The organism is Myroides odoratus (assembly GCF_001549985.1).
Classification (GTDB): domain Bacteria; phylum Bacteroidota; class Bacteroidia; order Flavobacteriales; family Flavobacteriaceae; genus Flavobacterium; species Flavobacterium odoratum_A.
On record NZ_LROZ01000001.1, the window covers coordinates 265,318 to 281,324 of the forward strand.

The window sequence follows — 16,007 nt, forward strand, 5'->3', positions numbered from 1 at the left end:
ATTTGCTTCAACAAAATCTTTTTTTTCAAACAAAGAGAGTTCATTATTACTATATTTGTGAATTATTTTAACAAAATGAAAAAGGCCTTAATTACATTTATCTTACTACTTACCATGCCTTTAGCATACGCTCAAATCCATGAGGTAGGCTTTGGTTTAGGTGGTTCAAACTATGTAGGTGATATTGGATCTACCCAGTTTATCAATCCGAAGAATATAGGCTATAACGTTTTTTATAGATGGAACAAAAGCCCTAGACATTCCTATCGTTTGAGTTTTAGTCAAACCAAACTGACCGGAAATGATTTGGATGCTTCTAGTGAAAGTAGAAAAGAAAGAGGCCTGCGTTTTGACAATACACTGCAACAGTTGAGCTTGGGGATTGAATTTAATTTTTTTGAATTTGATTTACACCAAGAGAATTTCGCAATGACTCCTTATCTTTACGCCGGTTTATCAGGTATTCGTTATTCTGATATTTACCACAGAAATAAAAAAATGATCAAAGGGGATAAAAAATACAATGCAGCAATACCCTTTGCAGCAGGAATGAAAATTCGAGTAAACCCTCAGATTAATATCAATGCAGAAGTTACCGCAACTTATACTTTTACCGATAATTTAGATGGTAGTCATCCTACTTCTTCTAGTACCAAGCGCTATCGTTTTGGAAAAAACGGAAACGATTGGTTTTTCTATTCGGGAATTACAATAAGTTATACTTTTGGACATAATCCTTGTTATTGCGCAGATTAAATGAAATTGAAAGAACAAATTAACATGAGCAATCTACCAAAGCACATTGCAATTATTATGGATGGCAATGGTAGATGGGCAAAACAAAGAGGTTTTCTACGAACAATAGGCCATGAAAATGGAGTACAATCTCTTAGAACAACCATCACAACATGCGCCGAATTAGGTGTTGACTATTTGACCCTATACGCATTTTCTACAGAAAATTGGAACAGACCCAAGTATGAAGTAGATAAACTGATGGAATTACTGATTAAAGCGTTGACCAAGGAAATCCCAACTTTTATGAAGAATGATATCGCTTTAAATGCGATTGGAAATATTGATTTACTTCCACAAAAAGTTCGAGAAAAGCTAACAGACGCAATTGATAAAACGAAAGAAAACAAAAGGATGACTGTAACTTTAGCATTAAGTTATGGCTCCAGAGCAGAAATAATACACGCAATTAAGGAAATTTCTATTAAAGTTAAAAATAATATAATTTCAGAAGACAATATTGACGAATCAATTATTAATGAGCATCTTTACACGCATAATATGCCTGATGTTGATTTGTTAATTCGCACAAGTGGAGAGCAAAGAATAAGTAATTTCTTGCTCTGGCAAATCGCTTATGCGGAATTGTATTTTACGGAGGTATTATGGCCAGATTTCTCTGAAGACGAACTATATCGTTCTATTCTATCCTATCAAAACAGAGAGAGAAGATTTGGAAAAACTAGTGAACAAATTAAATAAAAACGAAAATAATGTTTCAAAAAGGCATCTCACTTTTTGCTCTGTTTATTGCAGGTCTAATTTGTAGTAGTGCACAAGCACAGCAAGGGGACAACATTCCTACATTAGAAGCCCCTAAAACCTACATTTTAGGAGATATAAAAGTAACTGGTAAAATCAATTACAATCCTCAAACGGTTGTAACTTTTACAGGTTTAAATAAAGGTCAAAAAATTTCTGTTCCAGGAGAAGAGATTTCGGATGCTTTAAAAAAACTATGGAAACTCGGTTTTTTTAAAGACATTAATTTTTACGAAACATCTGTTGTTAACGATACCATCAATTTAGAGCTTACTTTAAATGAATTACCTCGTTTAAATAGTGCTAAGGTTAAAGGCTTCAAAAAGGCGAAGTCTGAAACTGTGACTAAGGAAGCTAAATTGACGAAAGGTAAAATTGTTAATGAGAACTTACTTTCTACAACGAAATACTATCTTTTAAATAAGTACAAAAAAGATGGTTTCTACAATACTAAAATTACATTAAATACGGTACCTACAGATTCAACTGGTAGATACGTCGATTTAATCGTAGGTATTGACAAAGGAAAAAAAGTGCGTATTTCAGATATTACTTTTGATGGCAACGAGCAGTTGACAAACAAACAATTGCGCAAAGCATTAAAAGATACCAAAAAACGCAGTCCTTTCAATCCGATGCGTATTTTTAAACCTTCCAAATTTATTCAATCGAAATATGAGGAGGATTTAACTCGCTTAGTGGATAAATACAAAGAAAAAGGATACCGAGACGCACGTATTATTGCAGATACAACAGCATACAATCCTAAAACAAATCGCATGGCGATTAATATCGATGTAGAGGAAGGAAACAAATACTACATTGGAGACATCCGATTCATTGGAAATACCGTTTATACAAATAATCAACTTCGCAACATCTTGGGAATTGATAAAGGAGAAGTATACAATGGAGTATTATTGAATAAGCGTATTCAGGATTCTTCTAATCCAGATGCTTACGATTTAACCAATCAATATCAAAATAACGGATACCTATTCTCTAATATTACGCCTGTAGAGGTAAAAACAGCGAATGATACTATTGATTTTGAAATTCGAATTACAGAAGGTCCTATTGCGCGTTTCAACAACATTACTGTTCGAGGAAACGAATATACGCACGATCACGTTATCCACCGTACGTTAAAAACAAGACCTGGAGAAATCTGGAGTAAAGCGATGGTTATGGAGACGATGCGCCGTTTAGGAGCTTTGAATATTTTTGATGCACAAGCAATTGTACCAGACATCTTGAATCCAGATCCAACTTCAGGAACGGTAGATGTGGAATGGTCTGTAGCAGAAAAAGGTTCAAGTCAAATTGAATTACAAGGAGGATACGGTGGAGGAGGTTTCATCGGAACCCTAGGATTGTCATTCAATAACTTCTCCTTGAGAAATATTTTCAACAAAAAGGCTTACCATCCATTCCCAATGGGAGATGGTCAATCTTTAGCTTTGAGATTACAAGGTAGTTCATACTATCAAACCTATAGTTTGAGTTTTTCTGAACCTTGGTTGGGTAGAAAAAAACCAGTAAACTTATTTGGTACCATTGCTTACAGTACGCAAAACTTATACGACTACTACAACAGAAGAACAGACCGTAGTAGAGGTTTTAATATTACAACGTTACAATTAGGGGTTGCGAAACAATTAAGTGTACCTGATGATTATTTTGTATTATCACATACACTTAGTTTCCAATACTATGACATGAAGAACTACAACACTGGACTATTTACGTTTGGTGATGGTTCATCTCGAAATTTAGCGTATCAAATTGAATTAACAAGAGACAATCGAGGAATGGATCCAAACTTCCCAACTTTCGGTTCGTTCTTTAGTATCAGTGGAAAGTTTACTCCACCTTACTCGTTATTCAACAATGTTGATTACAAAAACTTAGGTAATCAGCAAGAATACAAATACAGATCTAAAGCAGGACAAATTGATCCAAATACAGGATTAGTCATTCCTGAAGGCACCTATTTAAATGCAGCTGGACAACCGGTAAGCAATTGGCAAGATGCTACTGCTGATGCAAGTAAAGTTGACCAAAAACGATTCAACTGGTTAGAATATTATAAATTAAAATTCAAAGGTGATTGGTATACCACAATTTTTGATAAATTAGTATTTAGAACAGTAGGAGAATTCGGTTATATGGGAGCGTATAATAGCAACCGTGGTGTTGTACCATTTGAGCGCTTCTATGTAGGGGGAGATGGATTAGTAAACTTCTCATTAGACGGCCGTGAGGTTGTTCAATTGAGAGGGTACAAAAACCAAGCTTTGACGCCAATCAATCAATATGGTGAACAAATTGGTGGTACTATATACAATAAATTCACCCTAGAATTACGTTATCCTATTACACTAAAACCAAGTGCTTCCGTATATGTATTATCATTTGCAGAAGCAGGAGCAGCATATGATTCATTCAAAGATTACAATCCATTTGATTTAAAACGATCTGCTGGATTGGGTGTTCGTGTGATTATGCCTATGTTTGGTCTATTGGGTATTGACTTTGGATATGGATTTGATGCACCTCCAGGAACAACTCAGAAAAATGGTTGGGAGACTCACTTCATCCTTGGTCAACAGTTTTAGTGATACACTTTGCTAAAATTTAACAAATTATGAGGTATCTTTTTATTTTTTTAATCAGTATTTTTGGATATTCTTTTTCCTTTGCACAAGGTGGGTCTGCCCGAGTTGCTTATATTGATATGGAACTTATCTTGCAACACGTCCCAGAATACACCGAAGCTAGTGCACAATTAGCCTCCCGTGCAGAAGGTTGGAAACAAGAAATTGATAAAAAAAAGGAAGAGATTAAAAAGCTCAAAACGGATTTAGCAAACGAAAGAGTATTGCTAACTCGTGATTTGATTAATGAAAAAGAAGAAGACATCAGTTCTCTTGAAGACGATCTTTTAAAATACCAACAAAAATATTTTGGTACAGATGGAGAATATTTTTCGCAAAAAATAAGTTTAGCGAAACCGATTCAAGATCAGGTATTCTCTATGGTACAAGATATTGCTGAGGCTAGAAAGTACGATTATGTTTTAGACAAGAATGCAGAAACTACGATGTTAATAGCTGATAAACGATATGATATTAGTAATTTAGTCATTCGTCGTATGACCTCTGCTCGAAGAAAACAAAACATGACTGCAGAACAAGTTGAAGCAGTAGAGAAAGAGGAAAAAGAAGAAGATGCTATTTCGCTTAGACAAAGTAGACGTGAAGAACAGCAACGAAGAAGAGAAGAAGCGGAACGTCAAATGCGCAAGGAGCAAAAAGAAGAAAAACAAAAACAACAGCAAGACAAGGAGCAAAAAGAGCAATCGAATAAAGAAGATGAGCTAAGAAAGCAACAAGAACAAAAGCTGCAAGAATTACAAGAAAAACGAGAAGAAACAGAGCGCCTCAAACAAGAAAAAATCGAGCAACAAAAACAATTGCTACAACAGAAGCAAGAAGAGATCGAAAGAAAAAAACAAGAGGACAAAGAAAAGCGAGAACAACTTCAACGCGATAGAGAAGAGCAGATCAAGCAGCAACAGGAGGAATCGAAACGCATAAAAGAAGAGCGAGAACGCAAAGAGGAAGAAGAGCGAAATAGACGACGTGAAGAAGCCGAAAAGCAGCAGAAAAACGAAAAGAATGAAGAGCTTGAAAAGCTAATTTCCGATCGAAAAGCGGCTGAAGAAAGACGCAGATTAGAGTTAGAACAAAAGAAAAAAGAAGCGCTTGAACAACGTCAAAAACAAATAGAAGAGACGAAGCGCAGACAAGATGAGATAAAAAAACGTGTTCAACAAGAACAAGAAGAGAAACGCAACAGAATGCTTCAAGAACAAGAAGAATTAAAAAAACAGATTGAAGCCGCCAAGAGTAACAAGTAAAATAATATAAAAAACGAATACAATGAAAAAAATGAAATCCTTATTGATTGCAGCAGTAATGTTTTTTGGCGTTAGCTTAACAACAGCAACAGCTCAAACTAAAGTTGCACACATCGATGTTCAAGCTTTGATTACAGAAATGCCTGCTATGAAATCAGCTGAGGCAGAATTAAAAACATTAAGCGAAAAATATCAAAAAGAATACGGGACAATGGTATCTGAGTACCAAACAAAAGCTCAAAAATACCAAACTGAAGCACCTACTGTAGGAGACAAAGTAAACGAAGATAGACAAAAAGAAGTTGAAGATCTTTTACAAAGAATCCAACAGTTTCAAACTACAGCTTCACAAGATTTACAAAAGAAAGAGGTTGATTTAACACAACCTATTTTTGAGAAAGCTAGAACTGCAATTCAAAAAGTAGCTCGCGCTCAAGGAATCCAATACGTATTAGATTCATCAATGGGTTCAGGAGTTTTATTAGCTGATGGTACAAACTTAGCAGCTGATGTAAAAAAAGAATTAGGTATTAAATAATTTTTATATTTCAATAAAAAAGTCCGTTATTACAACGGACTTTTTTATTTTTGTTCTACTTATGAAAAATACAAATCCCATTGGTTTATTTGACTCTGGTATAGGTGGAACCACAATATGGCAGGAGATACACAAACTAATGCCCACTGAAGACACCATTTTTTTGGCCGATCAAAAGAATGCTCCTTACGGTACACAAACCAAAGAAGCTATTCTTGCCTTATCCCATAAAAACGTACAATACCTCGTTGATCAAGGTTGTAAACTTGTTGTTGTAGCCTGCAATACAGCTACTACAAATGCCATTCAAGAACTACGTGCTTCTTTTGCAATACCTATTATCGGAATAGAGCCTGCAATTAAACCTGCATCCTTGTTGACTAAAACCTCAACTATAGGCGTTTTAGCTACAAAAGGAACTATTACAAGTGATTTATTCACTTCTAAGCTAAAACTATACCCTAACGTTAAGATCATTGAGCAAATAGGCTATAATCTCGTCACCTTGATTGAGACTGGGCAACTACACTCGCAAGAAATGAAAGATCTATTACAACTATATCTATTACCTATGGTAGAACAAGGCATGGATACACTTGTATTAGGTTGTACCCACTATCCTTACTTAACTCCCCTAATCAAGACCTTAATACCTGAACATATCCTTATTATAGACTCTGGGGAAGCTGTTGCAAAACACACCAAAAAAGTACTGGAAGAACATCACTTGCTGACAACTAATACGAACAAGGGGAACACTGTTTTTTATACCAATGTCAACCCTGGCATTTTACAAACTTTTGCACCCGACGATATCCAAGTTCAACAAATTGAATTTTAATAAAAAAAGCATGGAGATTTCCATGCTTTTTTATTGTTACTAGTTGAGCTTCTCCTCAGTCCCATTTTCATTCTCCCCTACCTCTATTTCCTTATTCTTTAAACCAGCTGGAATACATTACATAATTCGTTGCTATACGCTCTATTTCACCAGCGAAGTTAGAAGCATTGATGTCTTTTACTTTCTTGGCAGGAACTCCCGCGTAAATGCTTCCAGATTCAATTACCGTGTTCTGTGTTACAACAGCCCCCGCTGCAATAATAGTATTACTATGCACCACACAGTTATCCATCACAATAGCCCCCATTCCAATTAATACATTATCATGAATAACACAACCATGTACCATAGCATTATGCCCAATAGAAACATTATTTCCAATCACTGTAGGGTGTTTTTCATAGGTACAATGAATAATCGCTCCATCTTGAATATTGACTTGATTTCCTATAGTAATCGAATTTACATCTCCGCGTATTACCGCATTAAACCAAACACTACATGATGCTCCTATCGTGACATCGCCTATTATAGTAGCATTTTCTGCAATGTAACAATCTGCTGGTATTTGAGGATACTTTCCTCTAATTTCTTTTATTATCATACTTCATTATATTTTTTAAAAAAAAGTCCCGATAAATATCGGGACTTTTTTCTAATCGTGTAAGTTAGGACAATTACAATCTAATGTACTTCGTTTTCCAAATAAATTAACTCCAAGTGTAAACAAGTGGAATCCTCCTTTGTTAAACGTATTATCTCCTAATTCATGTGTATACGTATAAGTCAAACTAAACATCTTGTAAGATCCTCCAATTAAAGGACTGATACTTTGATTAGCTTGTTTCTTCGTTTTACCGCTTTTCATGTACTCTGCTCTGTTAAAATCACGTCTGTAAGAAACCCCAGCCCAAAGCTTTGCGTTATCAAAAGTTTTATACACTTTCATATTCACATCAGCTAACTTCATTTCCGTTTCTTCTACATACTGTAACAAAACCGAAGGTTCATACATCCATCCACCGTTGTAACGTGTGTTTCCGAATGTATATCCCCCACCTAATAAATAGCGTCTGAAGTTACTACTTTCTGCATCCGTGTACAATTCTCTTTTACTAGTTACTGCATTTTTCACTGTGAACATAGAGAAAAATTCTCCACGGTGATAAGCTGCTCCAAAGTCTACCGAGAAATAGCTATCTTTTACTTCAAGACCACCACTTAGTGTAGGATCATATACAGAACCAAACTCTGTTTCATCTAATGTAGTTCGTGCAAAACCAGCACTCATACCAAATGATAACATATTCAATTCATAACGTGATTCACTAAACGTAATATGATGCGCATACGTCAACTTCGCTCCTGTATCTGAATGGTACCCATTCTTATCTTTGAAAGCGATGATACCAATACCCGATCGTTCTCCGACGCGGGTATTGATTGTTAAAGTTTGAGTTTGTGGTGCATCATCCGTATCTCCCCATTGTTGTCTGATCGCTCCTCTTATCTGTGTACTATTTTTCAAACCAGCCATTGCAGGGTGAATCAAATAATAGTTATCAGCCAAATAATCCGAATACATAGGTAATCCACCGTCTTGCGCATTACTCATTTGAGTAACTAATAACGCAACTGCTAAATATCTTTTCTTAAATATTTTCATATCCTAATTATCGTTTTAATGAGAAGTGCCCTTTATATTGAACTTTTCTAGGAACTAGATTCGCTTGTTTCGCATCTTCTAAATATTCTACAGTAAACCAATAGTCTGTTGATGGCATTGGTTTCCCATTAAATGTACCATCCCATCCTCCACTAGCAGGATTAAACTGAGAAAGTAATTTACCATATCTGTCATAGATATAAATCACTGCTTCTGGATGACCTTTTAATGTTGGAATATTCCAAGTATCATTAAATCCATCACCATTTGGTGTAAAGAATCTTGGATAACCTAAAACAAATACATCTACATATTGAGGACAAATTGATCTGTGATCTTTATATCTAACCCAAATTCTGTGTGAACCATTTAATACATCATAGAAGATTCTTGAATCTTGATAAGCACCTTCATCTAATGCATATTCAAACAATCTAGTATCAGTTGGGCTTTCAATGATGATTGAAATTCTTTCTTCTCCATCAAGTGCTCCAATAATACCTTTTGAATCAACATTCATTACTTTAATCTTGATATCCTCAACAAAGTTAAGTGTTATATCATTACTTGTATTTGAACATTGTTGTCCTTTGAATTTAACAACTACTCTAAAGACATTTCCTGATTCAATACTTTCAACTACATAGTATGATTTTGTAGCTCCAGCAATTGGGGTAAATCCACCTATAGCTCCTCTTCTCTCCCATTGGAACTCATAATCTCCTCCTTTGAATCCAGAATCAATTGTATACGGATCCACTAATTTACCTGTATTGTAATCGATACATACTAATGTACTCGCTTGTAGTATAGGTGCTATTGGTGTTTCAGAAACAGTTAATGTGAATCTCGTTTCATCTTGACAGAAGAACTGAGCACCCACTTGTTTAATCACTGCTACGATTTCATGTGTTCCGATTGGTAATCTGAAACGTCCTACATCTCCAGCATCAATCAACGCATTGTTATAAAAGTATTGTACTTCTAAATCTGCTGGATCAATAATTTGTGCTCCTTTAATCTCATCTGTAAACAAATTAAGATTGAATACTGCTGTTCCTGTTGGACCTGCTGGAGTTGCACATTTCTCAATTCTTGTTTTATCTGCCGTACTAATTGGGAAAGCTGTTACTTTTTGTTCAATTGACAAAATCAACTTATCCACATAGAAACAACCCGTTTTGTTATCCGTTAATCTTACAAAAATCTCTTGTTGGTTTGGAACAATATTAACATAATCATACATGATTGGGTTTCTATCATCCATTGCTGCATTCAAGCTTGTATAGAACGTAATCGTATAATCAGCAGCATTTCTACCTTCTAGTATCTCATCGAATTTCGTTCTCAGGTCAAATTTCTCAAATTCACCTGGAGTCTCCAAACAATGAATATACGGTTTCAATGGGCTAAAATACGGTTGAAGATTTACTTTCACTGGTAATTTTACAATCACATAACAGCTATCTGGTTGACCCGCGTTATTTTTCGCTACTCTTACCCAAACAATTCTTGTTCCAGTAACATAGTTTGTAGGAAATTGAATTGGACTTACATTTCCAATAGCATCTGCTTCAGATTCAAAATAGCTGAACAATAAGTTTGGATCTTGATTTCTCATATCCTCTTCAGCTAATTTCAAATTAAACTCCGCTTTACCATCTCTAGTTTGAAACTCACACATTTCCAATGGCTTAGGATTGTAATTTGGCAATGGTAATGGTTTTACTCTAATAACCAAAGGTCTATAACTTCTACAACCATTTCTACCTTCAACAGATATCCAAATCGTTTGAGGATTTGTTCTATTTACATAGTTTCTAGTATTCAAAATTGGATTACGGTCATTTTCAGCATCTTCTTTTGATTCATAATAACCAAATACAGCTCCAAATACTTCCACACCTAATAAAAGATCTGACTCTCTTTCATGTAAGTTAAATGTAGCAGAAACACCTGGTAATGTTGAATCTTGACATAACTCAATTGGTGCTAATACTGCTGCAATTTCCAAAGGATTTTTAATCTCTAACAAGAATGAACCCAATACATAACATTTCGTTACTGTGTTTTCAATTCTAACCCAGATTCTTTGATTTAATCTTGTATTCGTAAACACTTCTGGTGTAGTAATTCTATTTCTCTTATTCAACGCATCTTCTTCTGTTAAATAGTACACGATACTAATGTTAGCAGGATCAGTTTGTTGTTCAGCTAAGATACGGGCATTTTGCTCTGTTAAATTGAAAATAGCACTTGTTCCATCATGTCTATCCGTACACATCACTAAATTTTCAAGTGCCACTGGTAAAGTAGGTGCAGCTACTGCAACAATTCTCAATGGTTTCACTGTGAAACAACGTGTTACTGGATCTAATGCTTTCACCCAAACTGTTGATACTCCTGGTTGAATATTCGTGTAATCTCTTGGATTTAAAATACGATCAATATCATTGTATGCATTTTCTTCTAATTCATAGAAATGATACTCTAAACCAACAACTCCTACCTGAATGGTGTTGATAATATCCTCTAAGTTAAAAGAAGTTACTCCAGTTTCTCCATAACTACAAACTTGGAATGGTTCAGCAGTAATATTCAATGTTGGCAATGCATCAACGCGTAATGCTAATGTTCTTACTACATGACAGCCAACTTCATTTTCAATGCGAACGAAAATGGTTTGGTAATAAGCTGTTTCATTTTCATAGCTATTAGGTAATCTATTGCGATTCGCATCTGCATCCGCTTCGGTTTTATGATAACTAATAACTAAACCTTGTTGTCCATTTGCAATTACATTTTTGTATGCTAACAAATCGAAAGTTCCAATACCATTATTCTCTGGCGCACTACATAATTTATATGTTGGCAACATCGCAGGAACATTAGGTAACATTTTCGTCGTTAATACTAAACGTGTTACTGCATAACAACCTGTAGCTCTATCTTGTACTCTTACCCATACTACATAAGCTGTAGTATTAGAGAATGCATTTGCATTATCAATAGCAAACTCTGCTCTGTGGGCATTATTTTCTGTTAAGTAGTACGTAATTTCAAAATTCGCTGCATTTTGACCTCCTAATATTTCAGGCTCTTTTAAGCGCAAATCATAAATCACCTCTCTATTTTGACTATCTACACAAGCAGCAAACGGTGTTGGTGTAACAATTCTAGGCGAACGCGAAATCACTAATTCAATAGGAATGATTTCAAAACACCCAGAACGATCAAAAGCAATTCTTGCATAAATCGTTTGGTTATTAGGAACCGTATTTGCGAATGTGTCTGGCAAGTTATTAATATTTCGTTGTGCATCAGCCTCAGAAATAAAATAACGTACACTTATATTAGGTAATATATTACCAAACAATTGGAATGTAATTGTGCTCGTTGAGAAATCAGCTATACCATCATTATTTGTTGAACAATTAAAAATCGTTACATCATCAGCATGCTCAGGAATATCAGCTACAATTAAATCGATTGGCGTAGTAGCAAAACACTTCGTTCTTGCATGTTCTACACGTGCCCAAATTGTTGAAGCTGTTGTTTGAAGGATATTTGGTAAACGATTGGCTACCAATCCTGCAATTGCAGCTGCTTCTGTTGGGTAATAACTAACAATTAAATTAGGTCTACCTCCAGTTAAAGCTAGATTATTCAATGGTAAATTAAATTCACCAATCGATTTCTGTGCATCAATAGGACATCCAAAAATTTCAGCTACTGGAAAGATAGTAGGTACTTCTTCAATAAACAATCTAAAACTAGTAGTTGCATAAGCTTCTGGATTCGTATCACTTTGTACACGTACATAAATTACTTGTCCATTTGTTCCTGTAAAGGCAGCCGCATCAGCTGGAGGAATAGCATTATTTCCTGCTAAAGCCCCCTCTTGTGTGGTATGATATGTAACAGTAAATCCAGGTGTATTGTTATATACAATTGGTGTTTGTACAGTTAAATCAAAAATAGTTGCTGGATTACAGATAATTAAATTATCCAAATTACGCAATTGTAACGCACAATTATTTACTACTAAATAAAAACTCTCAACAGTAAAACAATTTAAACTCATCCCAGGATCAACGGCTCTCAACCAAACTTGTCTTGGACTATTGTTAATATGTACAACTTGATTCACATCTATTGGGTTTCTATCCAATTGAGCATCCGTTTCACTATTGTAGTAATTAAATATCACATTTGGATTTGAACTTACTGATGGTTGAACATCACGTAAATTAAATGTTCCTCTTCTTGTAGTTTGGTCCATACAAGTATTTAAGTTACTAGGCTTATCCGTGAATAAAACTGGATCAACTGTAACTGTAATGTCTTTCGTATAGGTACAATTAAAATTATCTGTTAACTCATACGTATACGTATAAGTACCAGGTGTTACAGGACGAACCCTTGCTTTACCATCTTCTAAATTAAATATACCTTCACCAATCCAACGCTCTGATTTAATTTCTGGTGCAAAGGATAAGTCACTTGGAACAATAGATTCATCGAATTCTATTCTCCAAGAGAAAATCCAACCGTTATCTGCTGGTAATTGATCTAATATTTCGATTCTCCATTCCCCATTTAATTCTGTTCCAACCATATTTTGGAAAGAATCAACGGGTAAATAAGTTCCTGGATTAGCTGCCGATCTAACAACACCTTGAGGTGGCATCGATACTTGAGTTGTAGGTACACCAGGTCCTCCAACAATAATATTACCAGGAGTCATATCAAAGCAATAGTCCCATCCTATACCAGGTCCTTCAGCCTCATCAGCCTCTCTTCCTTGCAACCATCTAGGATGACCAAAAGTTCTAGCTTGACCAGCCTGATTGTGTAATAGAACCCTTTGACCATTCGGAGCCACTAAAGTGATAATTAAATCTCCTAAATAAGAGTGTTCCATATTCAAACAGATTCTAACATGATTCATGTCTTCCAATTCTTGTCCTAAACAAAACTGATCGACAAAAATACTAGTAGTATATAAATCACGTCCATCTGGAATAAACGTTGTTCCAGCTACTGGAGGAATAGGTTCATAGTCAAATCGTTTCAATTCAACCTCTGAATCCAAATAAATTGTTTCGTTTAAACAATAATTTGGTTTATCTGTTGACAATGTAATTTCAGCTTCATTGGAAGAAACCTGCACAACTACGCTGACTAAATTTCTACTCCTACAACCTTCTGCATCAATGGCAACTAAGCTAAATTTATAAGACCCCTCTTCATCAAATTGAGTGGTGATTTCTTTTCCACGAAAAACGATGTTATTAAAGTTCTCGTCTTTTCTATTTAAAATCCACTCATATCTTGCTCCCTCATTATTTCTTTCAAAGACACCATCTGCTTTTAATGTAAATGGAGATCCTTTACAAACACGGATTACTCCAACATCTTCAGGACAAACTGGTGCTACATCTGGGTCAATTGCAGGTACTGATCCCGCAAAAACAGCTCTGATATTTTGACACTCTCCTCTACAAGAAATTTTTGCACGCCAACCTGGCATTGTATTTTGATCATCTGATGAAAATACAAAAGTTAGACATCCATTACTTGTTGCTAAGTTTCCTATAACTGAAAAAGGTTCTTCAATATGACCTGAATATGTGGCAATAACTGCTCCATTTGCATTATCACCAGCATAAACATCTAATATATCAGCATTTGCTTCAGTAATAAAACTTTCAAAATCTACCACTATATAACTATCTTCATTATCAGGACAGATAGTAAACGTAAAGTTTTCATTATTTCCATAATGGTTATCAAATCCACCTGAATCAAAGAAATAACCTGAACAGGTATCTATTCTCCCATTTTGCATAGGATATGGAGTATACTCTGAATTATTTTGGGCATAAATCAGAAAACTACATAATAAAAATAATAGGTTAATAATTTTTTTCATACTGCTATCTTCTATAAGCTTGTTGATGAATAATAATTACAAAATTTGTGTTATCTACACGATATAAAGCATATCTATTTTCGAAAAATGCCAAATTATACTTTAACACATTAAATGTATTTAAATCAAATGTTACATCACGTGTTAAAGCAGTATTGTACTTATTAAACAAAGGTACAGTTGACAATAATTGATGTTTTTCATCTCTCGAATAGGCCTCTTCTCTAATTTCTACTCTTTCATTTAGTAGGCTCGTTAGGGCATTAACTCTAGTCGCCGATAATAATTTCATATTATCTCTATAGACTTCTGTAATTCGAGGATCTAAAGTCTCTGTTCTATCTTGAGCCTTTAGCGAAAACCCAAAGAGTATAGCTCCAACTAAGATAATTACAGAGCTAAAAACCATTTTAAACTTCATACGTTACACACTTTATAAAAATTATTATTCATTTATTACTTTCTAAAATTCTAAAATAGACTAACTTACGTTCAGAATTGAAATTAAAAGGCTTCTATTTTTCGCGCTGTTAATTCATACTTAATTATATGTTAATTATATGTTTAAAAAACCAAATATACAGATTCGTAGAATATAAGTTTGTTAATTTTGAAAAAAAATAAAACAAAATGTCGCACATTAAAATTCAAAATACTCAAAACCCAGCAATTGTCAAGTTTATCCTACCTGATTTCATCACAAAAGGAGACAATTTTGAGTTCAAAAACATCGATGAAACTGCACAATCTCCTTTAGCGCGAGAACTTTTCTACTTACCTTTTGTAAAAACGGTATTTATTGCAAATAATTTCATTGCTATTGAAAAATTTTCAATTGTTGAATGGGATGACGTGCAAGATACGGTTGCAGACCAAATCCAAACTTTCATGGCTAAAGGTAAGAAAATCTTAATAGAATCTAAAGATGATGCCAAAAAACATCCTATTACGATTTATGCAGAGTCAACTCCAAACCCAGCGGTAATCAAATTTGTTGCCAATAAGCTTTTAACTAAGCAGGGAGTTGAATTTAAAAACATTGACGAGGCGAAGTCTTCTCCTTTAGCGAAAGAGCTGTTTAAGCTACCTTTCGTGCGTGAAGTGTTCATTGATGAAAACTATGTTTCTATTTCGAAATACGAGGCCTTCGATTGGAATGAATTCATCCAATCGACCCGTTCTTTTATTAAGGAATTTTTAGAAAAAGGAAACTTAGCGGTGGATGAAGCTTTAGTAACTAATGTAGAAGAATTAGAAAAACAAGCAGATATTCACTTTGATTCATTGGATGAGAAGTCACAACGCATCATTAATATTTTGGAAGAGAATGTAAAACCTGCTGTTCAAGCGGATGGTGGAAATATTGCTTTTCAAAATTACAATGGAGAAACCAACGTCGTTCAAGTTATCTTACAAGGAGCTTGTAGCGGTTGTCCATCTTCGACCTTTACCTTAAAAAATGGTATTGAGAATATGTTACGTCACATGCTTGCAGACGAAGCTATCGTTGTAGAAGCAATCAATGGATAATAATCCTATGCAATAAAT

General features: G+C 34.8%; 11 protein-coding genes. 7 read left to right on the forward strand and 4 right to left on the reverse strand.

The window, feature by feature from the left end; genetic code table 11:
• Positions 1-75 precede the first annotated feature (75 nt).
• The 6 genes from AWV75_RS01260 to murI all read left to right on the forward strand — a co-directional run bounded on the left by AWV75_RS01260 (position 76) and on the right by murI (position 6,858).
• Complete coding sequence (locus AWV75_RS01260) at positions 76-756, forward strand: DUF6089 family protein (RefSeq protein WP_060872647.1); 681 nt, start codon at positions 76-78, stop codon at positions 754-756.
• Positions 757-1,497: an isoprenyl transferase gene (locus AWV75_RS01265; RefSeq protein WP_060872648.1), complete on the forward strand. Its 741-nt coding sequence runs from the start codon at positions 757-759 to the stop codon at positions 1,495-1,497.
• A gap of 11 nt (positions 1,498-1,508) precedes the next feature.
• Positions 1,509-4,175: a BamA/OMP85 family outer membrane protein gene (locus AWV75_RS01270; RefSeq protein WP_060872649.1), complete on the forward strand. Its 2,667-nt coding sequence runs from the start codon at positions 1,509-1,511 to the stop codon at positions 4,173-4,175.
• Positions 4,176-4,204: 29 nt separating this feature from the next.
• On the forward strand, positions 4,205-5,479 hold the full coding sequence (locus tag AWV75_RS01275) for an OmpH family outer membrane protein (RefSeq protein WP_060872650.1): 1,275 nt from the start codon (positions 4,205-4,207) through the stop codon (positions 5,477-5,479).
• A 22-nt stretch (positions 5,480-5,501) separates the two neighbouring features.
• A complete protein-coding gene (locus tag AWV75_RS01280) occupies positions 5,502-6,017 on the forward strand; it encodes an OmpH family outer membrane protein (protein WP_002989920.1) in 516 nt (171 codons plus the stop codon).
• A gap of 61 nt (positions 6,018-6,078) precedes the next feature.
• Complete coding sequence (gene murI, locus AWV75_RS01285) at positions 6,079-6,858, forward strand: glutamate racemase (protein ID WP_060872651.1); 780 nt, start codon at positions 6,079-6,081, stop codon at positions 6,856-6,858.
• Between the two features lie 91 nt (positions 6,859-6,949).
• Here the strand turns inward: murI and AWV75_RS01290 are convergent, their stop codons facing one another.
• The 4 genes from AWV75_RS01290 to AWV75_RS01305 are packed head-to-tail and all read right to left on the reverse strand — an operon-like array spanning position 6,950 to position 14,868.
• On the reverse strand, positions 6,950-7,462 hold the full coding sequence (locus tag AWV75_RS01290) for a gamma carbonic anhydrase family protein (RefSeq protein ID WP_060872652.1): 513 nt from the start codon (positions 7,460-7,462) through the stop codon (positions 6,950-6,952).
• Positions 7,463-7,513: 51 nt separating this feature from the next.
• Complete coding sequence (locus tag AWV75_RS01295) at positions 7,514-8,524, reverse strand: PorP/SprF family type IX secretion system membrane protein (protein ID WP_060872653.1); 1,011 nt, start codon at positions 8,522-8,524, stop codon at positions 7,514-7,516.
• Positions 8,525-8,531: 7 nt separating this feature from the next.
• Positions 8,532-14,459 carry a T9SS type B sorting domain-containing protein gene (locus AWV75_RS01300; protein WP_082711010.1) on the reverse strand — a complete coding sequence of 1,976 codons (5,928 nt, stop codon included), beginning with the start codon at positions 14,457-14,459 and terminating at the stop codon, positions 8,532-8,534.
• A gap of 4 nt (positions 14,460-14,463) precedes the next feature.
• Positions 14,464-14,868 carry a hypothetical protein gene (locus tag AWV75_RS01305; protein ID WP_197429540.1) on the reverse strand — a complete coding sequence of 135 codons (405 nt, stop codon included), beginning with the start codon at positions 14,866-14,868 and terminating at the stop codon, positions 14,464-14,466.
• Between the two features lie 221 nt (positions 14,869-15,089).
• On the opposite strand from AWV75_RS01305, the gene AWV75_RS01310 reads away from it, so the two are divergent.
• Positions 15,090-15,989, forward strand: coding sequence for a NifU family protein (locus AWV75_RS01310; protein ID WP_060872656.1), 900 nt, complete (start codon positions 15,090-15,092; stop codon positions 15,987-15,989).
• Positions 15,990-16,007: the final 18 nt, after the last annotated feature.

Excerpts from the sequence above, each read along its gene's own strand:
- murI (WP_060872651.1), top strand. The coding sequence starts at position 6,079 with ATGAAAAATACAAATCCCATTGGTTTATTTGACTCTGGTATAGGTGGA.
- AWV75_RS01270 (WP_060872649.1), top strand. The coding sequence starts at position 1,509 with ATGTTTCAAAAAGGCATCTCACTTTTTGCTCTGTTTATTGCAGGTCTA.
- AWV75_RS01260 (WP_060872647.1), top strand. The coding sequence starts at position 76 with ATGAAAAAGGCCTTAATTACATTTATCTTACTACTTACCATGCCTTTA.
- AWV75_RS01280 (WP_002989920.1), top strand. The coding sequence starts at position 5,502 with ATGAAAAAAATGAAATCCTTATTGATTGCAGCAGTAATGTTTTTTGGC.
- AWV75_RS01300 (WP_082711010.1), bottom strand. The coding sequence starts at position 14,459 with ATGAAAAAAATTATTAACCTATTATTTTTATTATGTAGTTTTCTGATT.
- AWV75_RS01275 (WP_060872650.1), top strand. The coding sequence starts at position 4,205 with ATGAGGTATCTTTTTATTTTTTTAATCAGTATTTTTGGATATTCTTTT.
- AWV75_RS01265 (WP_060872648.1), top strand. The coding sequence starts at position 757 with ATGAAATTGAAAGAACAAATTAACATGAGCAATCTACCAAAGCACATT.
- AWV75_RS01310 (WP_060872656.1), top strand. The coding sequence starts at position 15,090 with ATGTCGCACATTAAAATTCAAAATACTCAAAACCCAGCAATTGTCAAG.
- AWV75_RS01305 (WP_197429540.1), bottom strand. The coding sequence starts at position 14,868 with ATGGTTTTTAGCTCTGTAATTATCTTAGTTGGAGCTATACTCTTTGGG.
- AWV75_RS01290 (WP_060872652.1), bottom strand. The coding sequence starts at position 7,462 with ATGATAATAAAAGAAATTAGAGGAAAGTATCCTCAAATACCAGCAGAT.
- AWV75_RS01295 (WP_060872653.1), bottom strand. The coding sequence starts at position 8,524 with ATGAAAATATTTAAGAAAAGATATTTAGCAGTTGCGTTATTAGTTACT.